Origin of the sequence: Streptomyces sp. RKAG337, from assembly GCF_023701715.1 — a bacterium.
Lineage (GTDB): Bacteria > Actinomycetota > Actinomycetes > Streptomycetales > Streptomycetaceae > Actinacidiphila.
The window spans coordinates 3,518,146-3,538,489 of the sequence record NZ_JAJOZA010000001.1; the positions used below are offsets into that span (position 1 = coordinate 3,518,146).

Genomic DNA, 20,344 nt, shown 5'->3' on the forward strand with positions numbered 1-20,344 from the left:
GGTCAGGATCCCTTCGCGGGGACGATCTGCAGATAGATCCCCGTGAGCACCATGTTCACGAAGAACAGCAGCAGGAAGGTGATGACCACCGACTGGTTCACCGCGTCGCCGACGCCCTTCGGCCCGCCGCGCGGATTGAGGCCCCGGTAGGCGGCGACGATGCCCGCGATGAAGCCGAAGATCAGCGCCTTCAGTTCGCTGATGTAGAGGTCAGGGAGCTGGGCGAGGGCCGAGAAGCTGGCGAGATACGCGCCCGGCGTGCCGTGCTGCATGATCACGTTGAAGAAGTAGCCGCCGAGCGTGCCGACGACCGAGACCAGTCCGTTGAGCAGCACCGCCACGAACATCGCGGCCAGCACCCGGGGGACGACGAGGCGCTGCACCGGCGAGACGCCCATGACCTCCATCGCGTCGAGCTCCTCGCGGATCTTGCGCGACCCGAGGTCCGCGCAGATCGCGGAACCGCCGGCGCCCGCGATCAGCAGGGCGACGATCAGCGGGCTCGCCTGCTGGATGATGGCCAGCACGCTGGCGCCGCCGGTGAACGACTGGGCGCCGAGCTGCTGGGTCAGCGACCCGACCTGGAGCGCGATCACCGCGCCGAACGGGATCGACACGAGGGCGGCGGGCAGGATCGTCACGCTCGCGATGAACCAGAACTGCTCGATCAGCTCACGGACCTGGAACGGTCTGCGGAACATCGCGCCGACCGTCGTCACGGCGAGCGAGAAGAGCCGGCCGGTCTCGCGCAGCGCGCCCAGCCCCGGGACCGGCCGCCGCACGGGAGGCGCCGCCGGCCGCGGCGCCGGTGCGGGGTCCCGTGGCGGATCCAGTGCGGGAGCCGTCATGACGGCCCTCCGCCCGCGCGGCCGGCGGGGGCGGCCTGCTGCCCGGCGGCGACGTGCCCGGTGCGGTCGAAGCTGGACTCGACCGCGTGCCGCGCGGCCGGCGGCAGCGTGTCCAGCAGGCCGAGCACCCGCTCCCTGCGGCGCAGCACCGCCTGCCGGACCGGCAGCCCGGGGGTCGGCTCCAGCTGCGGCTCGATGGTGCGGGGCACCGAACTGCTCCCGGTGACGCCGTGCCGCTCCTCCAGGGCCATCGTGGCCTCGTCCTTCTCCTCCGACATCCCGATCGGACCGGCCCGGTGCCCGCCGAGGAACTGCGCCACCACGGGTTCCTGGCTGGTCAGCAGCACCTCGCGGGGGCCGAAGGCCACGAGCCGGCGGCGGAAGAGCATGCCCATGTTGTCCGGCACGGTCGAGGCGATGTCGATGTTGTGCGTGACGATCAGCATCGTCGCGTCGAGCTGCGCGTTCAGATCGATCAGCAGCTGCGAGATGTACGCGGTGCGGACCGGGTCGAGGCCGGAGTCCGGCTCGTCGCAGAGAATGATCTGCGGATCGAGCACCAGCGCGCGGGCCAGTCCGGCGCGCTTGCGCATGCCGCCGGATATCTCGCCGGGCAACTTCCCCTCGGCGCCCAGGAGTCCGACCATGTCCATCCGCTCCATCACGACGCGGCGGATCTCGGATTCCTTCTTCTTCGTGTGCTCGCGGAGCGGAAAGGCGATGTTGTCGAAGAGCGACATCGACCCGAACAGCGCGCCGTCCTGGAACATCAGGCCGAAGAGCTTGCGCGCCTCGTACACGTCGCGTTCCGGGCTGTTCACCATGTCGACGCCGTTGACCATGACCCGCCCGCGCTCGGGCTTGAGCAGCCCGATCACCGACTTCAGGAACACGGTCTTTCCGGTACCCGAGGGGCCCAGCATCACGCTGACCTCACCGGGCGGCAGAGTGAGCGTCACGTCCTGCCAGACGGTCTGACTGCCGAACGACTTGGTGAGGCCTTCGACGACCACTTCGATTCCCATTACACCTCCCGGGATGGTTGGCCGGCGCCGTCCGCGGCGCCGGTGGCGGACTGGTCAGCGGTGCGGCAGCGGCGGGATCTGGATCTCGGTACCGGTGGAGGCGTCGCAGCCGAGTCCGGCCCAGGGCGCGCAGAGCGTGCCCTGGTTGAGGTTGAGCGAGTTCCCCGGGCCTGACACCGCCGCGGTGAAGAGCGCGTCGAGGTTCTCGCCGTGGGTCCCGCAGCCGGTGAAGGCGGGGATCGTCAGGTTCTCCTGGTGCAGCGGGCCGCCGTCGAGAATGGTGTAGTCCGGCTTGCCGTCACCGCCGCCGGGCATGTGCGCGTCCTGCAGCCCGACGAGCGCCAGCTGGATCGGCGCCCTGGTGCGGCAGTTCGGTCCGACGTCGAGCGGGGTGCCGTTGATCCTGACGTCGTAGAGCCGGAGCCACTGATATCCGTAGATCGTGGTGATGACGTTCTGCTCGACGAAGTTGGTACCCGTGGTGACGATGGTCAGCAGCGGTTTCACCGGATCGGGCGTGAGCGCCATCTTCGCCGTCGTCGGCACGAATCCGTAGGTCAGGAACGTGGAATCGGCGACCGGCAGCGTCATCGAACCGAGCGAGTCGAACTCGTAGTACTGCGGGGGATTGGGCTGGACCGCCATCCGCACGTTCATGTTGATGTAGGTCAGGGAGGGGCCCCTGGCGCTGTGCGCGTCATTGATGACGGCGGCGCCGCTGAGCTTGTGGACGTTGGAGTATCCGGTCGCGTAGGCGCACGAGCCGAGATCGAAGGTGGTCTCGGTGACCGTCGCGCCGGCATCCTGCTCGTCCTTCAGCGGAATGTGATCGAAGTCCAGCTTCCCCTTGGGCAGTACGTCGCAGTCGTACGTGCCGGAATGCACCGGCGGTTCGACCTTGATGGTGCTGTTGTGCGGCGCGCCCGGCTTGGCCGACGCACCCGGTGACGTACTCGCCGGCGTACCCGGTGACATACCGGGGGCGGAGGGCGTCGCGGAGGAGGACGGTGCGGCCGGTCCCGATGACGAGGGTGACGACGGGGGCGAGCCCGACGGGCTGGGGTCCGGCACGGGCACCGGCACCGCCCCCAGCAGCGCGTTCTGCCCGGCCTCCGGAGTACAGGCCACCTTCACGGGGGCGGCGGTGGCCGGTACGGGCGACGGCGTCGCGTCCGTCGCGGCGGCCTTGCCCGGTGTGAGCTCCAGGGCCAGCGCACCCGCGCCGAAGCTCACCTCGCCCGCCGCGGTGACGGTCACCGGCGGCACCTCGCCCTTGAACGTCAGCACGAGATCGTCCTTGCCGGTCACCGGAACGGCGGGGGCCCGCAGTCCGGGCCAGGGGGCGTCGGCGGCCGAAGTGCCCTGGGTGACACGGGCGGTGAGGGTTCCGGTACCGGCCAGCGTTCCGGTGGCGTCCGGCACGAGACCGTCGACGGCGGCGCGCGGCACCGTCAGCGCCATGGTCAGATCACCGGGCTGGATCGGCTTGTCGACCGCTCCGGTCTCCGGGAAGAGCTGGGTCAGGACGGCGTGCACCGGCTGATCGCCGCCGGGGAAGGCGCACTGGTACGCCATCGTCAGCGGCCCGTCCCGGCCGGCAGCCGCGGAGCCGGACCCGGACAACAGCCCCGCCACGAGCGCCGCCGCCGCGAGGCCCGCCAGCCGCACCGTACGGCGTGGAACACCTGCACCCCTCATTGCGGCACTCCTCGGACTGGCTCGGCGCAGACCTGCGGGAAATCGCGAACTCGGTCGGGACGCAGGACACTACGTGCGGGTAATAACGAGGACAAGTGATCGAACACAGGAATGTTCCGCGATCTCCAGGCCGTCGGATTTCTTATCACTGGGTGATAAATACGTAGCGGAGTTTTGTATTCCATTGAGTACCGGTGAGCAGCCGGGCGTCGGTGGCCGTCCGCTCCGCGGCGCGGGACCCCGGCCCGTGGCTCCGGGCCGGGGTCCGCACAGCGGGTTGGCTCACGGAGAGGTGATCTGCAGGGTGGCGGGGCTCAGGACGTAGTTGGCGCTGTAGACCGCGCTGTCACCGTTGTTGATCAGACCGAGGCAGATGCCCGAGACGTTGTACGCCTTCAGGTTCCCGCCGCTGACCGTCAGCACGTGGGTGGAGTTGGTGTACTTGCCGGTGAGGGTGGCGGTGCTGCCGGCCGTCGGGCCGTTGAAGTCCGCGTTGCACAGACCGCTGATGTGGGCCTTGACGCCGGTGATGGTGCCGGTGGTGACGCCCGCGGAGTACGTCGCCGCGTTGAGCTTCCAGGGCAGGCCCTGAGCGGTGACGGTGAAGGAGATGCCGGCGGGACCCGAGCAACTGGTCCAGGTGACGGAGGAGATGCTCGCGATGGCGGTACCGGAGAGCCCGGTGCCGTTCGCGGCGCTGCCGGCGGCGTTGGACTTGGTGCACTTGAGCTGGGTGCCGGTGTTGGTGTCCGTCAGGATCGGGCTGGTCGCCACCGCTGTGAACGAGCCACCGCCGGTCACGGTCCAGGTGCCGGCCGCGGAGGCGGGGGAGGTGGAGAATCCGACGGCGGCGGCGAGGGCCGCACCGACGACGATGGTGCTCTTGGTCAGCTTGCGCACGGGCTGATCCTTTCAAGGAGTTGGCGTACCTGATTAACCGTGATCCCCGCTGTTCAGGCGGGGATTTCGACTGCGGCTCAATACCTGGAACGCGGCACCGAATGAATTCGGCTGCCCTTGCGAATGGGCACGTTACGCATCGGTAACCGGGTGGCGCAATACTCCAGTCAGAGATTGGGAGAACGACCTTACTCCCGAGTATTTTCTTATCTCTGGAGCAATAAATTCCGGCTGCGAACTGTCCGGAAGTGAGCACGCACGGCCACCGGGGACCGGCCGCCGGTCACATGGCCCGTGCACGTTTACGGCCACTGGGTGCTGCGCTCCGGCCGCTGTTGGTCTATGTTTCGACGAGCTACGACGTGTCGTACGTCACTCCCGGCATGTCCGATGCCCCACCCTGCGCCGCCTAGTTGAGGGGGGACGAGCGTGTCCGGAGCGAGACGGGCCGCGGGACCGGCCGAGCCGCTGCGACCGATCCCGCAGGAGCTCGCGGCGATCATGTGGCCCGAACTGCCCAGCCTCTTCCAGGAGATGTCCGCCGAGATCATCGGGGCGTTACCGGAGTACTCCCACATTCTGGACGGGCCCTATGGGCACGCGATACGCATCGGCATCGAGCAGAACATCGCCACCTTCGTCGACCAGATCGCCGCGCCCACCACGACCTCCACGCTCCGCGACGACATGTGCCGCAGGTTCGGCCGCTTCGAGGCGTACGAGGGCCGCAGCCTGGACAGCCTGCAGGCCGCGTACCGGATCGGCGCCCGGGTCGGGCTGCGCCGGGCGATGAAGGTCTCCGAGCGCTACAAGCTCCCGCCCTCCGTCATGATGACCTTCGCCGACTCGCTGTTCGCCTATGTCGGCGAGCTCGCGTCGCTCTCCCGCGAGGGCTATCTGGAAGCCATGGCCGAGCTGGGCGAGAAACCGGACAACCGCCGCCGCCGGGTGCTGCGGCTGATTCTGGCCACCCCCTCCGTATCGCTCGCCGCGATCGCCGAACTCGCCGAACACGCCGCCTGGCCGCTGCCGGACGAGGTGACGCTCGTCGCCCTGGGCCCGGAGTCCAAGCTGACGCGGGCGGCCCTGGACCGCGACATCCTCGTCGACCTGTCGGGACCCGAACCCCATCTGCTGGTCCCCGGACCGCTCGACGACGTCCGGCGCGCGGCCCTCGACACCGCGCTGACCGGCAGCCGGGCGGCGGTCGGACTGACCACACCGCTGGGGGACGCGGCGGACTCGCTGCGCTGGGCGCGGCAGACCCTCGCGCTGGCCGACGCCGGGATCATCGACGACCGGCCGGTGGTGCTGTGCGAGGACCACCTGCTGCCGTTATGGCTCCTCGGGGACCCGGCCCTGATCAACCAGCTCAGCAAGAAGCACCTCGGCCCGCTCGTCGGCCTCACCCCCACCCAGCGCACCCGGCTCGTCGACACCCTGCGCACGTGGCTCACCACCCGCGGCACCGCCGCCCAGATGGCCGAACTCCTCGAAGTGCACCCGCAGACCGTGCGCTACCGCATGCGGATCCTCGACCGCGCCTTCGGCGACCAACTCTCCGATCCCGACGCCCGGTTCGCGACCGAGATCGTGCTCCGGGCCCTGCACCTCCAGGAGCGCGCGGGCCCGTCGGGGCTGCCGGGCCTACCGCCCGGCGTGCGCGAACCCTTCTGACGCCGGAAGCCGGGAACGACCGCGCCGGGGGTCAGGGAGCCGGGGGTCAGGGAGCCGGGGTCAGGGAGCCGGGGGGCCCGTCTCCGGCCGGTCGTCCGCCCCGAGCCACCGGAACTCGGCCCACACCGACTTGCCCTCCCCGCGCGGCTCCACGCCCCAGCGGGTGGCGAGGGAGTCGATCAGCAGCAGACCGCGGCCCGAGGTCGCGGCCTCGCCCGGGGTCCTGCGGCGGGGCCAGACGCTGGAGCGGTCCTGGACGGCCAGCCGCACCCGGTGGGGCCCCTGGATCCGTACCGAGGGGACGATCTCCAGCGTCATCACGGCACCGCCCTCGGTGTGCAGCAGGACGTTGGTGAGGAGTTCGCCGGCCACCAGCTCGACATCGTCGGCCAGTTCGCCCGCGCCCCAGTCCGACAGCGCCTGGCGCAGCACCGCCCGGGCCTCGGCCAGCCCCTCCGGGTCGGCCTGGTGGACGTACTGGTGGATGCGCGGGGCCTTGGCCGTGCCCGGGTCGGGCGCCCGGCGCAGCAGGAGCAGCGCCATGTCGTCCTCGGCGCCCGGCCGGGCCCACAGGCCGTCGGCGAGATGGTCGGCGAGCGCGGCAGCGCCGTGCGGTCCGTGCCGTACGGCGTCGGCGAGCTCGTCCATGCCCTCGCCGATGTCCTTGCCCGGCTGCTCGACGAGCCCGTCGGTGCACAGCAGCAGGGTCTCCCCCGGCACCAGGTCCAGCCGGGTCTCCGGGTACTCGTGGTCGTCGAAGTGGGTGGCCAGGCCGAGCGGCAGCCCGCCGCGGACGTTGGGCCAGCCGGTCCGCCCGTCGGTGTGCCGGATCAGCGGCCCGAGGTGCCCGGCGCGCACCACGCGCACGTCGCCGGTGGCCAGGTCGACCTGGGCGTAGGTGCAGGTGGCGAAGCGTTCGGTGTCGAGCTCGGCGAGGAACTGCGAGGCGCGCGCGAGCACCGTGGAAGGGGCGTGGCCCTCGGCGGCGTAGGCGCGCAGCACGATGCGGAGCTGGCCCATCATGGCCGCCGCGTGGGTGTCGTGGCCCTCGACGTCGCCGACGACCACGCCGATGCGGCCCTGCGGCAGCGGGATGACGTCGTACCAGTCGCCGCCGACCTCCCGGCCGCTCCAGGCCGCGTGGTAGCGGACGGCGATCTCCCCGCCGACGACCTCGGGGATCCGCCGCGGCAGCATCGAGGCCTGCAGCCCGGTGGCGAACTCGCGCTCCTGGTCGAAGAGCATGGCGCGCTGCAGCGACTGGGCGACGATGCCCGCGAGGGCGAGGCAGAGGTTGCGGTCCTCGGCGGTGAAGTGGGTGCGGTCCCGGTAGAACAGGCAGAGGCCGCCGATGGAGCGGGCCTGGGCCACCAGCGGGAGGTAGGCCGCCGCCTCGATCTCCAACTCCCCTATGTAGGGCCGCAGCCGGGGGTAGCGGTCGGCGAGTTCCGACAGCGAGCCGATGAACCGGGGGCGCTGTCTGCGGATCGCTTCGGACAGAGGGAGGTCGTCGTCGACCCGGGTGAGCCGCAGGTCGGACAGGACCTTCATGGACCGGCCGGTCAGCGCGATGAGCTTGAGCATGCTGCCGTCGACCAGCCCCAGCGCGAGGCCGTCGGCCCCGAACCGCTCCAGCCCGCCGCTGCCGGTCAGCGCGGCGGTGACGTCGTCGACGGTGACGGCGCGCGACAGCGCCTGGGTGGTCCGCTCCACCATGGAGGTCTGGCGTTTGCGGTCCTCCTCCAGGGTCCGCAGCAAGGTGGAGTGGGTGAGTTCCGCGGTGGCGTCCCGGACGATGCCGATGACGCGCACGGCCTTGCCGCCCTCGTCGCGCAGGATGCGGCCCTGGGTGTGCGTCCAGCGCGGTGTGCCGTCCCGGAGGAACGCCTGGAAGTACATGCCGTACGACGACGCCCGCTCGTGCAGGGCCCGGTTGAGTACGGCGTCGAGCCGGGCGCCGTCCTCGGGCGTCACCCGGCTGTACAGGGAGTTGGGCCGGCCGTTGAACTCCTCCGGCCGCAGGTCGAAGACCTCCAGGGCGGCCGGGTCCAGCTCCAGGGTGCCGAGCCTGAGGTCCCAGTCGAAGCTGCCCATGTGGTTCAGGGCGAGGCGTTCGGCCAGACCGGTACGGGGCGTGCCGGTGCCCGGGAGCTCGCCGCGGTCGGGCGGCCGGTCCTGTTCGGGCATATCCGTACTCCCGGGGTGTCGCGGTTCCCGCCGGTCAACCCGACAGGATCTTCGCCTTCTCGGCGGCGAACTCCTCTTCCGTGAGGATTCCCTGGGACTTCAGCCCCGCCAGCCGCTCCAGACGGCTGAGGGTGTCGTCGGCGGGCGGCGGCGCCGCCTGGGCCTGTGAGGCCTGTGGGGGCTGCGCGGCCTGCTGCTCCTCCTGGCCGGCGAACTTCTCCTGCTGGTGCTGCCGCACCCGGCCGCTGACGGCGGAGGCGGTGCCGGCCACCACGGCGGTGCGCGCGACGGCGCCCAGCAGCCCGGGCCCCCTGCGGTTCATGGCTCCTCTGCGGAACGGCATGTCGGGACGTCCTTTCCGAGTCGTCGGACGGTCGATCGGACGGGCGATCGGACGGCGATCGAACCGTCAGCGGGCTTCCGAGAGCGCCCGCTCCGCGATCTCCGCCGGGATCCGCTCGTGGGCCACGGTGACGCCGCCCGCGCCGCGTACCGCGTCGGTGAGCGGCACCGCCCACAGGTCCTCCCAGACGATGAGCGCCGCCGAGCTGCCCGGCGGCACGCTCTGGGCCAGCGCCTGGATGTCCGCGTCGTTGAAGAGCCCGGCGAGAGTGCCCTCCACCGGGTCGTAGGCGACCAGGTCGTCGGGGTCGAGGTCCTGGAGCTCCACACAGTCGATCGTCCCGTCCGCCGCCCGCCGGACGAAGGTGATGTCGAGGATCCGTACGGTGCGGGACGCGACGATGTCGGCGAGCGCGGGTGCGATGCGGCCGGTGAACCGGCTGCCGGGAAATGCGACGACGAGGTATTCGACGGGTCCGATTCCCACGGTCCGTCCTCTCCTGGGTGCGGTGTCCGAGTCCGCTACCGGAATCGGATCGCCAGCATAACTTTGGGAGTATTTGTCTGCATTTAGACTATGACATTCCCGTCCCCCAACGGCCCAACGTGACGGCTCCCGACAGGACAGCGGGAGCCGCGCCCCGCAGGCTGGGCGGAGAGCCGGTGACGACCGACGCCGTCCATGCCCCGGAAGGGACCTCGACATGACCGCAGCCGGTGGGCTCGCCCTCATCATCATCGGGGCGATCCTGAGATACGCGATCACCTGGCAGACCCGGTGGATCGACATCGGCGTCCTGGGCACCATCTGCATGCTCGGCGGAGCCGCGAGTCTTCTCATCGGCATGCTGCTGGCCTTCGGCCGCCGCCGGCGTACGGACCGCCGCCATGAATCCGAGCGCGTCTACGAGCAGCGGTACTACGAGGACCCCCCTCGCCTGTGACCGTTCTCGACCGGGTGCTGCGCAGGGTCCCGTTCATCGGACGGCTCGTCCACGAGTTCAGCGTGGTGAACGTCCTGGACTGCGCCACCCGGCTGGCCGCCCAGGCCTTCCTGGGCGCCCTGCCCGCGCTCTTCGTGATCGCCGCGTTCGCGCCCCAGGGGGTCCGCGACCAGCTCGTCTCCTCGCTGCACTCCGTACTCGGGCTGCACGACGACGCGCTGGACCAGGTCCGGCAGGTCTACTCGGCCGACGACACCACCGAGACCAACTCCATCGGCATCGTCGGCGTCATCGTCACCCTGCTCTCGGCGACGGCCTGCAGCCGCGCCCTGCAGCGGACCTGCGAACGGGCCTGGCGGATGCCCAGGGCCGGCGCCCGGCTGGTCGCGTGGCGATGGGTGGTCTGGCTCGCGGTCTGGCTCGTCGACCTGCTGCTCCAGGGCCCGCTGCACGACGGTTTCGGCGTGGGCGCGGCCCTCGGCGTCCCGCTGCAGTTCGTCTCCGGGACGCTCCTGTGGTGGTGGACCCAGCGCTTCCTGCTGGGCTCCCGCATCCCCTGGCCGCCGCTGCTGCCGGGGGCGATGCTGGTGTCGGCGGGCGTTCTGGGGGTCGTCGGGTGGTCGGCGATCTACATGCCGGGGGCCGTCGAGCGCAGCCTGCGGCAGTTCGGCCCGTTCGGGTCGCTCTTCGTCCTGCTGTCCTGGCTGATCGTGCTCTTCACCGTCATCACGATCGGGATCTGCGTCGGCTATGTGATCGCGCACGAGAAGCCGGTGGCCCGGCGGCTGGGCACCCCGCCCCCGCCGGCCCCGCCGTCCGGGCCGGCGGCACCGTCCGTCGCCGCTTCCGGGCCGTAGCCCGCTCCCGCCGCCGCTACTTCTTCCCGAAGCTCCGCAGGAACAGCGCCTCGGACAGCGCCATGTTCGCGATCTCGGTCGGGTCGACGCTCTCGTTCGGCGCGTGGATGAGGCACAGCGGTTCCTCGACGCCCATCAGGATGATCTCGGCCCCGGGGTAGGTGTCCGCGAAGACGTTGCACAGCGGAATCGAGCCGCCCTGCCCGAGCGTCGTCATGGGCTTGCCGTACGCCTCCTCCATGGCCGCCCCCAGGGCGGCGTAGGCCGGCCCCGTGGTGACGGCCTCGAAGGGCGCGCCGGACGACTCCCGTTCGATCTCCACCCGCACTCCCCAGGGCGCGGCCTTCTCCAGGTGCGCGGCGAGCGCGTCCTGCGCCGTGCGCGGGTCGGTGCCCGGCGGCACCCGCAGATTGAGGCGCGCGGCGGCGGTGGCCTGGATCGCGGCGGAGGAGCCGACGACGGGCGGGCAGTCGATACCGAGGACGGTGAGGGCCGGGCGGGCCCACAGCATGTCGGAGACGGTGCCGTCGCCGAGCAGCTCGGTGCCCGCCACCATGTGCGCGTCGGTGCGGAACTGTTCCGGGTCGTAGCCCTCCCCGGTCCACGTCCTGGTGTTGTCCAGGCCGTCGACGGTGGTGTTGCCCCGGCTGTCGCGCAGCGACGCGAGCATGTGGATGAGCGCGGCGAGGGCGTCGGGGGCGGGCCCGCCGAACATCCCGGAGTGCATCTCGGAGTCCAGCGCGGTGACGGTGACCACGACGTTCGCGAGCCCGCGCAGCGTGACGGTCGCGGCGGGGACGCCGACGGCCGCGTTGCCCGTGTCGCAGACCAGGATCGCGTCGGCGCGCAGCTCCTCGGCGTTCTTCGGGACGAAGTCCTCCAGACCGCCGGTGCCCTGCTCCTCGGATCCCTCGGCGATGAACTTCAGCGTGACGGGGATGTCGTCGCCGAGCGCGCGCAGCGCTGTGAGGTGCATGGCGATGTTGCCCTTGCAGTCCGCGGTGCCGCGCCCGTACCAGCGGCCGTCGCGCTCGGTGAGCTGGAAGGGCGGGCTGGTCCAGGCGGCGTCGTCGAGCGGCGGCTGCACGTCGTAGTGGCAGTAGAGCAGCACGGTCGGCGCGCCGGGCGGGCCCGGCCGGTGGCCGAGCACGGCCTTGCTGCCGTCGATGGTGTCGGCCAGCCGCATGTCGGTGAAGCCCAGCTCGGTGAAGGCGTCCGCGACCCACTGCGCGGTGCGGTGGCACTCCTCCGCCGGGTACTGGCGGGGGTCGGCCACCGAGGTCATGGCGACCAGCTCCGTCAGGTCGGCCTTGGCGCGGGGCATCAGGCCGCTGATGCGCTGTTTGAGGTCGTCGGACATCACACGGCTCCTGGAGGGTGCGGGGTTGCGGTGGCGGCGGTCACTTCTTGACGGTGTCGTCGTACTTGAGGCCGCCGTACGCCTTCTCGAAGTCACCGAGCTTGTCCGGGCAGTAGACGGAGACGGCCAGCGAGGCCGCGCTGATCGCCTCGCTGTCGGCGATGACCGGGCGCGTACCGGGTCCGCTCGCGCCGTTGACGAGTGCCGCCTTGGCCTGCGCCTTGATCAGGGAGTTGCCCGGGTCCCTGCACAGCGACGCGCCGTCGTCGCCCAGGGTCCGGACGATCAGGTCGTGGTCGGGCACCGGGTAGCCGGCGTCGGTGAGCAGCTTGGAGAGCTGGTTGGCCTTGTCGTTGGCCTTGACCGTCTCGCGCAGGGTCGTGTACTGGATGATCCCGATGACGGCGAAGACCACCAGCAGCACGATCGAGCCGATGTAGATCCACCGGTGCTCGGACGCCATCAGGGTGCGCTTCATGTTTCCCGCGGTGCGCTTCATGCGTCGACTCCCGCCTCTGCCGGGTCCTCGTCCACGTGCTGGCGCCAGCTGGGCTTGCGCAGTGTGTAGAACAGGTACGGCACCAGCAGCCCCAGCAGCAGGAGCCCGGCCGTGACGATGCCCACGTAGGCGAGGACGCTGCCGCCGCCGAACTGCGAGGACGGCACGAAGCCGATGACGAGCGCCGCGAGCGACGACAGCAGGCCGACGACGCACAGCACGGGCAGCGCGGGCGCCCGGTAGCCGCGTGGATGGTCCGGTTGGGTCTTCCGCAATCGGATCGCCGCCGCGAACATCAGCAGATAGACGATCAGGTAGATCTGCGTGGTGATGACGGAGAAGATCCAGTACGCGCTGGAGACGTTGGGGATGAACGCGTAGAGCAGCGCGATGACGGTGGTGACCACACCCTGCGCGACGAGGATGTTCTGCTGGACGCCGAACCTGTTGAGCCGCTGCAGGAACGGCGGCAGATAGCCCTCCTGCCGGGAGATCAGCAGCAGGCCCTTGGACGGTCCGGCGAGCCAGGTCAGCATGCCGCCGAGCGCCGCCGCGACCAGCATCACGCCGAAGACCGGTGTGAGCCAGCCGACGTTGAAGTAGGAGAAGAAGGCGTCGAACGCCTGGATGACCCCGGCCGTCAGGCTCAGGTCGTGGGCCGGGACGACCCAGCTGACCGCCAGCGCCGGAAGGATGAAGATCAGCAGCACCAGGCCCATCGCGGTGAACATCGACTTGGGGAACTCCTTGTCCGGGTTCCGCAGCGAGGAGACGTGCACCGCGTTCATCTCCATGCCGGAGTACGACAGGAAGTTGTTGACGATCAGCACGAGGCTCGCCAGCCCGGTCCACTGCGGCAGGATGTGCGAGGCGTTCATCGGCGCGGCCGAGGTGTTGCCCTGGCCGAGGAAGACGAAGCCGAGGATCACCAGTACCGCACCCGGGATGAGGGTGCCGATGATCAGGCCGCCGCTCGCCAGGCCCGCCACGGCTTTCGTGCCGCGCGAGGAGACCCAGACACCGGTCCAGAACAGCACCACGATCACGATGGCCACATAGAGGCCGTTGCTCGCCAGCCGCGGATCGATGATGTACGCGAAGGTGCTCGCCACATAGGCCAGCAGGCTCGGGTAGTAGAAGATCGTCATCGCGAACTGGCACCACACCGCCAGGAAGCCCATCGGCTTCGACAGCCCCTCGCTCACCCAGCGGTACACACCGCCGTTCCAGCCCGACGCCAGCTCGGCCGAGACCAGCGCCGTCGGGATCAGGAACACGATCGCGGGCACGACGTAGAGGAAGACGGCGGCGAGGCCGTAGACGGCCATGGACGGCGCCGCGCGGAGGCTGGCCACCGAACTGGTGGTCATGAACGCCAGCGTCAGCCACGACATGTACTGCTTGCCCGGCACACGCGCCGCGCTGGTGGCCGGCGAAGCGGCTTTCGCCGCGTCCTTCCCACCGGCCGGGATGTCCATCGACGCCATGCTGACGACCCTCCGATTGCCCTCTGAGCTGTCCGGCACAGGATCACCCGGTTTGTCCACCCCCGCATCCGGGTGTCCGCCGACCGGCTGAGGGGCGGGCCCCGTACCGGGACCCGCCCCTCATCCGTCAGCCGCTACTCCTGGGGCTCGCGCACGTGCTGCCGTTCCGCCTTGGGGCTCTCGTTGTGCTCGAAAGCGTCCAGGTTCTCCCGCACTTCGTTGGCGCGGTGCTTCGCCTGCGCGGCATCCACTTGCTCGGTATGCCTCATGCCCTTGGAGTGGGCGCTGCGGGCTGTGTGCTTGGACATGACCATTTCCTCCTGAAAGGTGTCCAATTCGGACTACCTCAGGCAAACACCATTCCTCAGCACCCGCTACCGGGGCGGGCTGCGCTCAACCGCCCATGGCGCGCGCGAGGTTCGGCACCGGGTGGAATGCCTCGGCAAGCCCGGTCAGCCGCAGCAACCGCAGGGTCGACGGGCGGTCGCAGACCGTTCTCAGCTCCCCGCCCCTGGCCTGGACGCGGCGGCGGGCACGGCAGAGCAGGGACAGGCCGTAGCAGTCGATGAACTCCAGCGGGCACAGGTCGACGACGACCCGGAGCGGTGGCGGTCCGCCGGAGACGAGATCCAGGTGCGGGGCCACGAACCGCGCGGTGTCGATGTCCAGTTCACCGCGCAGCTCCACGACGGTGAACCCGTCGATCCGGTAGGTGCGCGCATACGGATTGGCCGGGGGTACCAGATACGGCGGGCCGATCGGCGGATCACTGTGGGCATCATCCTGCACCGGTGTCCCCTCCCGCGGCCGACCGTGCGAGCGACCACCGGGGCCTGGGTGACCTACGGTCACCGTATCCGGAGGAAATTCGCACAGGGGAGGCGGTAGCCCGGAACAGATACGTATCTTCACCCGTCCGAGTGAAGATCGATCTGACGACCGTGCAGAGCCGGGCTACCGGGGCGTCGGAGCGCTGGTCAGAACGGGATCGGCGTCCTGGTCCGAGCGGAAACGGCAGCGCCGGTCAGAACGGGAACCGGCTGCGTCCGTGCTGGATGGAGATCCACTTCACGGTCGTGAACGCGTCCACCGTGGCATCGCCGTTGAGCCGCCCCACACCGGAGGCCTTCTCGCCGCCGAAGGGCACGATCGGCTCGTCCGCGATGGTGCCGTCATTGACGTGCATCATGCCGGTGTCGATGCGCTGCGCGAAGCGCACACCGCGCTCGATGTCCCGGGTGTGGACGGCGCCGCTGAGCCCGAACGGGGTGTCGTTGGCGATCCGGACCGCCTCCTCCTCGCCGTCGAAGGGCACCACCAGGACCACGGGGCCGAACAGCTCACGGCGCAGGATCGCGGCGTCCGCCGGGATGTCGCCGAGCACGGTCGGTGACACGACGGCTCCGTCGGCCTCACCGAGCAGCAGCGCCGTGGCGCCCGCCTCGACGGCCTGGGCGACCTCGGCGGTGATGCGCTCGGCCTGGAGGGTGTTGATCAGCGGGCCGATCTGGGTGGCCGGGTCGGCCGGGTCGCCGACGATCAGCGAGGCGGTCTTCGCGACGAACTTCCGGGTGAACTCCTGCTCCACCGAGCGGTCCACCAGCACCCGGTTGGCCGCCATGCACACCTGGCCCTGGTGGGCGAAGCGGCTGAACACCGCGGCGTCGACCGCGTAGTCCAGGTCGGCGTCGTCCAGGACGACGAGCGCGCTGTTGCCGCCCATCTCCAGCACCGTCCGCTTGAAGTGCGAGGCGGCGACCGTGGCGACGTGCCGGCCCACGTGGTCGGAACCCGTGAAGGAGATGACCTTGGGCACCGGGTGCTCGATGAAGCTGTCGCCGATCTCGGCGATGTCCGTGATGACGACGTTGAAGAGACCGGCCGGCAGGCCCGCCTCCTCGAATATCCTCGCGATCAGCGTGCCGCCGACCACCGGGGTGTTCTGGTGCGGCTTGAGCACCACGGCGTTGCCGAGCGCCAGCGCCGGGGCTATGGACTTCAGACCGAGGAAGAGCGGGAAGTTGAACGGGCTGATCACCCCGACGACGCCGACCGGCTTCCGGTAGAGGCGGTTCTCCTTGCCGTCCACCGGGGAGGCCAGGATCCGTCCCTCGGGGTGCAGCGCGAGCTGCATCGACTGCCGCAGCATGTCCTTGGTGAGGGCGAGCTCGAAGCCGGCCTTGAGATACGTGCCGCCCAGCTCGGCGATGATCGCCTCGGTGATCTCGGCCTCGTGCTCCTCGATGACCTTCAGCGCGCGCTCGAAGACCAGCCGGCGGGCGTACGGGTTGGTCTCGGCCCAGGCGGTCTGGGCCCGTTCCGCCGCCCGATACGCCTGGTCCACCTCGGCCTTCGTCGCCACCGTGATCGAGGCGAGTTTGTCCCCGTTGTAGGGATTGAAATCGACGATGTCCCAGGAGCCGGAGCCGGAGCGCCACTCACCGTCGATGTACTGAAGAGCCAGCTCGGAGAAGTACGACACTTTATCCCTTTCGCGGTGGCCGATGCGGCACGCGTTAGTGATGCTGCGTCATATTACCTTCGTATCAAGCCTGTTGATGGATCTTGCGGAGTCGCTCGAGCGAACGCTCGGCGGAAAGACTGTCCGCGCAGAGCCTTTCCATGGTCTTGTCGTAGAAGTCCACTTCCTCACGCTTGTCGATGTACAGCGCGCTGGTGAGCTGCTCCAGATAGACCAGGTCCGACAGGTCGGATTCCGGGAATCGCAGCAGGGTGAACGCACCGCCGCCCGCCGCGTGGCCGCCGATTTCGAACGGCAGGACGTGGACGGTCACATTCGGCTGCTGCGCGACCTCCATCAGATGGCTCAGCTGCCCGCGCATGACGTCGCGTCCGCCGAACGGCCGGTACAGCGCGCCCTCGTCCATGACGGCGACGAAGTGCGGCGCCCGCTCCGAGACCAGCAGCTTCTGCCGCTCCATCCGCAGGCCGACCCGGCGCTCGATCTCGGACGTGGCCGCACCGGGGTGGCCGAGCTCGACGACCGCGCGGGAGTAGTCCTCGGTCTGCAACAGGCCGTGGATGAACTGCACTTCGAAGGTCCGGATCAGCGAGGCGGACTCCTCGAGACCCACATACGTCTGGAACCAGGCCGGGAGGACGTCCCCGTACCCGTGCCACCAGCCGGCCACGTTCGCCTCACGCACGAGTCCGAGGAGGGCCGCGCGGTCCTCGTCGTCGACCACGTTGTAGAGGGTCAGGAGGTCGGCCACATCCCGTTCCTTGAAGCTCACGCGTCCCAACTCCATGCGGCTGATCTTCGATTCGGACGCACGGATCGAATAACCAGCGGCCTCACGGGTGATTCCTCCCGCTTCGCGAAGCCGCCGCAGCTGAGCTCCCAGCAGAATTCGTCGCACGATGGACCCGCCTCCCGGCTGCCCTGTGGTCATTTACGTCACGCTCCGCCCCTAGGTCGTCAGCAGTCTGCCACTTCTGCGCTGCGTTGAGTACTCGCCCGGTCACACAGCACCATCACGTGCATCATTCCTTGCATCTGCACGTGCATCCGCCCTTGCATACCGTGTGGGCGTTGGGGACCATGGGGTTCGTGCAGATACCCAGTGGGCGCGCATGAGGACTGAGGCCGCAACTGTGCTTGAGCCGTTATGGGATGGAGTGCTCGCCCCCGGGGGCCTGGCCGCGTCCAGCGGCGCCACGTGCGAGTTGCCAGGACGCTTCGAAGCCGTCCGCGACGCCCGAAGATTCACCCGGGCGACACTTCAGCGCTGGGATCTGGCACCACTCTTCGACAGCATCGAGCTGGTCGCCTCGGAACTCGTCACCAACGCGCTGCGTTACGCCGTGCCTCCCGGCACCGGCGGTGCCCCGGTCCATCTCAGTCTGGTGCGCTGGACCTCACGCGTGGTCTGCGCCGTGCGCGACCCCAGCGCCATCGGTCCGGTGGCCAGGACGCCCGACTTCGTCGCGGAGTCCGGACGGGGGCTGCACCTGGTGGAGTCCTACAGCGAGACCTGGGGCTGGCATCCGCTCACCGGGGCGGGAAAAGTCGTCTGGGCCCTCTTCCATTCTCCGATCGGAATGGACGAAGACCCGTCGCTATAGGTTCATATACGGTCACATGAGGTGGTCGAACTCACCATCCTTGACCCCGAGAATCAGTGATTCGATCTCGGCCCGCGTATATATCAAGGCCGGTCCGTCCGGAAAGCGTGAATTGCGTACCGCCACCTCGCCGTCGGGCAGCTGTGCCAGCTCAACGCACGTACCGTTCGCGTTGCTGTGCAAACTCTTCTGCCAGACGACTCCCTGGAGATCTGTCGAGGCCATGCCATTCTGTGTCCGGCTCATAAGACGCTCCCCAAATTCCCCGTAACTGCCTTGCTGGGTAAGCCAGATGATAACCGGTTGCACCAGCACGTGCATGTGCACGTGCATGCGCACGTGCAGTCACCCACCGTGATCAACAACGAGGCGCCGGCCCCACCGGTTCCTGGCCGTCTCCCCCGCGGTGCTCCCCGGCTGCGCCTGTCGCCTGCCCGCCCGATGCGGCCTCCGGAGGAAAACAAGAAGGGGTGCCCGGGGGGTCGGATACGATATTGACGGTCCGTAGATCAATCACTCACCCCGCGTAACGAATTGGGAGCAGCCTGCAATGGCTCGACACCTCATCACCAGCGCCCTGCCCTATATCAACGGGATCAAGCACCTGGGCAACATGGTGGGGTCGATGCTCCCGGCCGACGTCTACGCCCGCTACCTGCGCCAGACCGGGCACGACGTCCTCTACATCTGCGCCACCGACGAGCACGGCACCCCGGCCGAACTCGCCGCCAAGGAAGCCGGACTGCCGGTCGACACCTTCTGCTCCGAGCAGCACCTGGCGCAGAAGGCGATCTACGACGGCTTCGCGCTGCGCTTCGACTACTTCGGCCGCAGCTCCTCCGCGGAGAACCGCGATCTGACCCAGCACTTCGCGCGCCGCCTCCAGGCCAACGGCTTCATCGAGGAACGCGCGATCCGCCAGGTCTACTCGCTCGCCGACGAGCGCTTCCTGCCCGACCGCTACATCGTCGGCACGTGCCCGCACTGCGGTTACGACAAGGCCCGCGGCGACCAGTGCGAGAACTGCACCCGGGTGCTGGACCCCACGGACCTGATCGACCCGCGCTCCGCGATCAGCGGCAGCAGCGCGCTGGAGGTCCGCGAGACCAAGCACCTGTTCCTCCTGCAGTCGAAGCTGGCCGGCGAGGTCGAGGCGTGGATCGACGAGGTGGGCGGCGAATGGCCCACCCTCGCCTCCTCCATCGCCCGCAAGTGGCTCACCGAGGGCCTCCAGGACCGCGCGATCACCCGCGACCTGGAGTGGGGCGTTCCGGTCCCGGCCGACACCTGGCCGGAGCTGGCCGCGGACGGCAAGGTCTTCTACGTCTGGTTCGACGCCCCGATCGAGTACATCGGTTCCACCAAGGAGTGGGCGGACGCCGCTCCCGCCGGGGAGACCCGGGACTGGAAGTCCTGGTGGTACGAGGCGGACGACGTCCGGTACACCGAGTTCATGGCCAAGGACAACGTCCCGTTCCACACGGTGATGTTCCCGGCCACCCAGCTGGGCACCCGCGAGCCGTGGAAGAAGGTCGACTACGTCAAGGCCTTCAACTGGCTGACGTACTACGGCGGGAAGTTCTCCACCAGCCAGCGCCGCGGCATCTTCACCGATGCCGCGCTGGACCTGCTGCCGGCCGACTACTGGCGCTACTTCCTGATCGCCAACGCCCCGGAGTCCGACGACACCTCGTTCACCTGGGAGGTCTTCTCCTCCTCCGTGAACAAGGACCTCGCCGACACCCTGGGCAACTTCGTCAACCGCGTCCTGTCCTTCTCCCGCAAGCGCTTCGGCGACGACGTGCCGGCGGGCAGCACGGCCGGCGAGGCCGAGGCGAAGCTCGGTGAGCAGATCGCCGGGCTGCTGGCCGAGTACGAGGGCCACCTGGACACCCTCCAGTTCCGCAAGGCCGCGGCCGCGCTGCGCGCCCTGTGGAGCGCGGGCAACTCCTACCTGGAGGAGAAGGCCCCCTGGATGGAGATCAAGACGGACCCGGACGGCGCGGCGCTCACCCTGCGCACCGCGATGAACCTCATCCACCTGTACGCGGTGGTCTCCGAGCCCTTCATCCCGTCCTCGTCCGCCGCGATGCGCAGCGCCTTCGCCCTCCCCGACGACAACCGGACCTGGGTCAGCCAGGACGAGGCCAAGTCGCTGTCCTTCCTGGCGCCCGGCATCCCGTTCACCGTCCCGCCGGTGCTCTTCGCCAAGATCACCGATGAGGACCTCGACGCCTACCGCGAGCGCTTCGGCGGCAACCCGGACACCGCCGAGTAGTTCTGTACCCCGCAATGACGATGGCCGCCCCGGTCGGGGCGGCCATCGTCATTTTCGGGGTGCGGCGGACCGGCTCCGGAGTGCGGCGGATCAGCGGCTCAGTGCCGCGGCGTCGCCCATCACCACCACCGGGTGCCTGGCCGTACCGGGGTCGGC

Annotated in this window: 20 protein-coding genes; 5 read left to right on the plus strand and 15 right to left on the minus strand. The window is 69.6% G+C overall.

Annotated features, from left to right (window positions below; genetic code table 11):
- Positions 1-2: 2 nt before the first annotated feature.
- The 4 genes from LNW73_RS15480 to LNW73_RS35985 all read right to left on the minus strand — a co-directional run bounded on the left by LNW73_RS15480 (position 3) and on the right by LNW73_RS35985 (position 4,471).
- Positions 3-848 (minus strand): MlaE family ABC transporter permease, encoded by an 846-nt coding sequence (locus LNW73_RS15480; RefSeq protein WP_250976867.1) that lies wholly within the window; start codon positions 846-848, stop codon positions 3-5.
- Positions 845-1,873: an ABC transporter ATP-binding protein gene (locus tag LNW73_RS15485; RefSeq protein WP_250990299.1), complete on the minus strand. Its 1,029-nt coding sequence runs from the start codon at positions 1,871-1,873 to the stop codon at positions 845-847. Before LNW73_RS15485 ends, LNW73_RS15480 begins: the two co-directional genes overlap by 4 nt.
- A gap of 54 nt (positions 1,874-1,927) precedes the next feature.
- Positions 1,928-3,571, minus strand: coding sequence for a DUF6801 domain-containing protein (locus LNW73_RS15490; protein ID WP_250990300.1), 1,644 nt, complete (start codon positions 3,569-3,571; stop codon positions 1,928-1,930).
- A gap of 282 nt (positions 3,572-3,853) precedes the next feature.
- On the minus strand, positions 3,854-4,471 hold the full coding sequence (locus LNW73_RS35985) for a hypothetical protein (protein WP_138351269.1): 618 nt from the start codon (positions 4,469-4,471) through the stop codon (positions 3,854-3,856).
- Positions 4,472-4,900: 429 nt separating this feature from the next.
- Between LNW73_RS35985 and LNW73_RS15500 the strand changes: the two genes are divergently transcribed.
- Positions 4,901-6,148, plus strand: coding sequence for a helix-turn-helix domain-containing protein (locus tag LNW73_RS15500; protein WP_250976864.1), 1,248 nt, complete (start codon positions 4,901-4,903; stop codon positions 6,146-6,148).
- A 60-nt stretch (positions 6,149-6,208) separates the two neighbouring features.
- Here LNW73_RS15500 and LNW73_RS15505 read toward each other — a convergent pair whose 3' ends face one another.
- From LNW73_RS15505 to LNW73_RS15515, 3 genes are all read right to left on the minus strand, one after another.
- On the minus strand, positions 6,209-8,335 hold the full coding sequence (locus LNW73_RS15505; RefSeq protein ID WP_250990301.1) for a SpoIIE family protein phosphatase: 2,127 nt from the start codon (positions 8,333-8,335) through the stop codon (positions 6,209-6,211).
- Positions 8,336-8,369: 34 nt separating this feature from the next.
- Positions 8,370-8,657, minus strand: a complete 288-nt coding sequence (locus LNW73_RS15510; RefSeq protein WP_250990302.1) for an SHOCT domain-containing protein — start codon at positions 8,655-8,657, stop codon at positions 8,370-8,372.
- A gap of 87 nt (positions 8,658-8,744) precedes the next feature.
- Positions 8,745-9,164 (minus strand): DUF6325 family protein, encoded by a 420-nt coding sequence (locus LNW73_RS15515; protein WP_250990303.1) that lies wholly within the window; start codon positions 9,162-9,164, stop codon positions 8,745-8,747.
- Between the two features lie 217 nt (positions 9,165-9,381).
- Here LNW73_RS15515 and LNW73_RS15520 point away from each other — a divergent pair, with 217 nt between their 5' ends.
- Both LNW73_RS15520 and LNW73_RS15525 read left to right on the plus strand, forming a co-directional pair.
- Entirely contained in the window at positions 9,382-9,621 is a 240-nt protein-coding gene (locus LNW73_RS15520; RefSeq protein WP_250976860.1) for a hypothetical protein, read from the plus strand.
- The gene (locus LNW73_RS15525) at positions 9,618-10,478 is read left to right on the plus strand and encodes a YhjD/YihY/BrkB family envelope integrity protein (RefSeq protein WP_250990304.1); all 861 of its coding nucleotides are present in this window, start codon (positions 9,618-9,620) and stop codon (positions 10,476-10,478) included. The genes LNW73_RS15520 and LNW73_RS15525 overlap by 4 nt, the downstream gene beginning before the upstream one ends.
- A 16-nt stretch (positions 10,479-10,494) precedes the next feature.
- Here the strand turns inward: LNW73_RS15525 and LNW73_RS15530 are convergent, their stop codons facing one another.
- From LNW73_RS15530 to LNW73_RS15560, 7 genes are all read right to left on the minus strand, one after another.
- Positions 10,495-11,838 (minus strand): dipeptidase, encoded by a 1,344-nt coding sequence (locus LNW73_RS15530; RefSeq protein WP_250990305.1) that lies wholly within the window; start codon positions 11,836-11,838, stop codon positions 10,495-10,497.
- A gap of 40 nt (positions 11,839-11,878) precedes the next feature.
- The gene (locus LNW73_RS15535) at positions 11,879-12,337 is read right to left on the minus strand and encodes a hypothetical protein (protein ID WP_250990306.1); all 459 of its coding nucleotides are present in this window, start codon (positions 12,335-12,337) and stop codon (positions 11,879-11,881) included.
- Positions 12,334-13,824: an APC family permease gene (locus LNW73_RS15540; RefSeq protein WP_250990307.1), complete on the minus strand. Its 1,491-nt coding sequence runs from the start codon at positions 13,822-13,824 to the stop codon at positions 12,334-12,336. The genes LNW73_RS15535 and LNW73_RS15540 overlap by 4 nt, the downstream gene beginning before the upstream one ends.
- A gap of 134 nt (positions 13,825-13,958) precedes the next feature.
- A complete protein-coding gene (locus tag LNW73_RS15545; RefSeq protein ID WP_250990308.1) occupies positions 13,959-14,132 on the minus strand; it encodes a hypothetical protein in 174 nt (57 codons plus the stop codon).
- 85 nt (positions 14,133-14,217) lie between these two features.
- Complete coding sequence (locus LNW73_RS15550) at positions 14,218-14,613, minus strand: STAS domain-containing protein (protein WP_250976854.1); 396 nt, start codon at positions 14,611-14,613, stop codon at positions 14,218-14,220.
- A 235-nt stretch (positions 14,614-14,848) separates the two neighbouring features.
- Positions 14,849-16,306, minus strand: a complete 1,458-nt coding sequence (locus tag LNW73_RS15555; protein ID WP_250976853.1) for an aldehyde dehydrogenase family protein — start codon at positions 16,304-16,306, stop codon at positions 14,849-14,851.
- 64 nt (positions 16,307-16,370) lie between these two features.
- Positions 16,371-17,237: a helix-turn-helix domain-containing protein gene (locus LNW73_RS15560; protein ID WP_250976852.1), complete on the minus strand. Its 867-nt coding sequence runs from the start codon at positions 17,235-17,237 to the stop codon at positions 16,371-16,373.
- 181 nt (positions 17,238-17,418) lie between these two features.
- Here LNW73_RS15560 and LNW73_RS15565 point away from each other — a divergent pair, with 181 nt between their 5' ends.
- Positions 17,419-17,910, plus strand: coding sequence for an ATP-binding protein (locus LNW73_RS15565; RefSeq protein ID WP_250976851.1), 492 nt, complete (start codon positions 17,419-17,421; stop codon positions 17,908-17,910).
- Positions 17,911-17,922: 12 nt separating this feature from the next.
- Here LNW73_RS15565 and LNW73_RS15570 read toward each other — a convergent pair whose 3' ends face one another.
- Complete coding sequence (locus tag LNW73_RS15570) at positions 17,923-18,156, minus strand: DUF397 domain-containing protein (protein WP_250980247.1); 234 nt, start codon at positions 18,154-18,156, stop codon at positions 17,923-17,925.
- 304 nt (positions 18,157-18,460) lie between these two features.
- Here LNW73_RS15570 and metG point away from each other — a divergent pair, with 304 nt between their 5' ends.
- A complete protein-coding gene (gene metG, locus LNW73_RS15575; protein ID WP_250990309.1) occupies positions 18,461-20,188 on the plus strand; it encodes a methionine--tRNA ligase in 1,728 nt (575 codons plus the stop codon).
- Positions 20,189-20,344: the final 156 nt, after the last annotated feature.

Bases quoted from the DNA above. Each gene is read 5' to 3' on its own strand.
- LNW73_RS15490 (WP_250990300.1), bottom strand. From the start codon at position 3,571: ATGAGGGGTGCAGGTGTTCCACGCCGTACGGTGCGGCTGGCGGGCCTC.
- LNW73_RS15530 (WP_250990305.1), bottom strand. From the start codon at position 11,838: ATGTCCGACGACCTCAAACAGCGCATCAGCGGCCTGATGCCCCGCGCC.
- LNW73_RS15570 (WP_250980247.1), bottom strand. From the start codon at position 18,156: ATGAGCCGGACACAGAATGGCATGGCCTCGACAGATCTCCAGGGAGTC.
- LNW73_RS15520 (WP_250976860.1), top strand. From the start codon at position 9,382: ATGACCGCAGCCGGTGGGCTCGCCCTCATCATCATCGGGGCGATCCTG.
- LNW73_RS15535 (WP_250990306.1), bottom strand. From the start codon at position 12,337: ATGAAGCGCACCGCGGGAAACATGAAGCGCACCCTGATGGCGTCCGAG.
- metG (WP_250990309.1), top strand. From the start codon at position 18,461: ATGGCTCGACACCTCATCACCAGCGCCCTGCCCTATATCAACGGGATC.
- LNW73_RS15560 (WP_250976852.1), bottom strand. From the start codon at position 17,237: ATGACCACAGGGCAGCCGGGAGGCGGGTCCATCGTGCGACGAATTCTG.
- LNW73_RS15505 (WP_250990301.1), bottom strand. From the start codon at position 8,335: ATGCCCGAACAGGACCGGCCGCCCGACCGCGGCGAGCTCCCGGGCACC.
- LNW73_RS15485 (WP_250990299.1), bottom strand. From the start codon at position 1,873: ATGGGAATCGAAGTGGTCGTCGAAGGCCTCACCAAGTCGTTCGGCAGT.
- LNW73_RS15510 (WP_250990302.1), bottom strand. From the start codon at position 8,657: ATGAACCGCAGGGGGCCCGGGCTGCTGGGCGCCGTCGCGCGCACCGCC.
- LNW73_RS15565 (WP_250976851.1), top strand. From the start codon at position 17,419: ATGAGGACTGAGGCCGCAACTGTGCTTGAGCCGTTATGGGATGGAGTG.
- LNW73_RS15540 (WP_250990307.1), bottom strand. From the start codon at position 13,824: ATGGCGTCGATGGACATCCCGGCCGGTGGGAAGGACGCGGCGAAAGCC.
- LNW73_RS15480 (WP_250976867.1), bottom strand. From the start codon at position 848: ATGACGGCTCCCGCACTGGATCCGCCACGGGACCCCGCACCGGCGCCG.
- LNW73_RS15545 (WP_250990308.1), bottom strand. From the start codon at position 14,132: ATGTCCAAGCACACAGCCCGCAGCGCCCACTCCAAGGGCATGAGGCAT.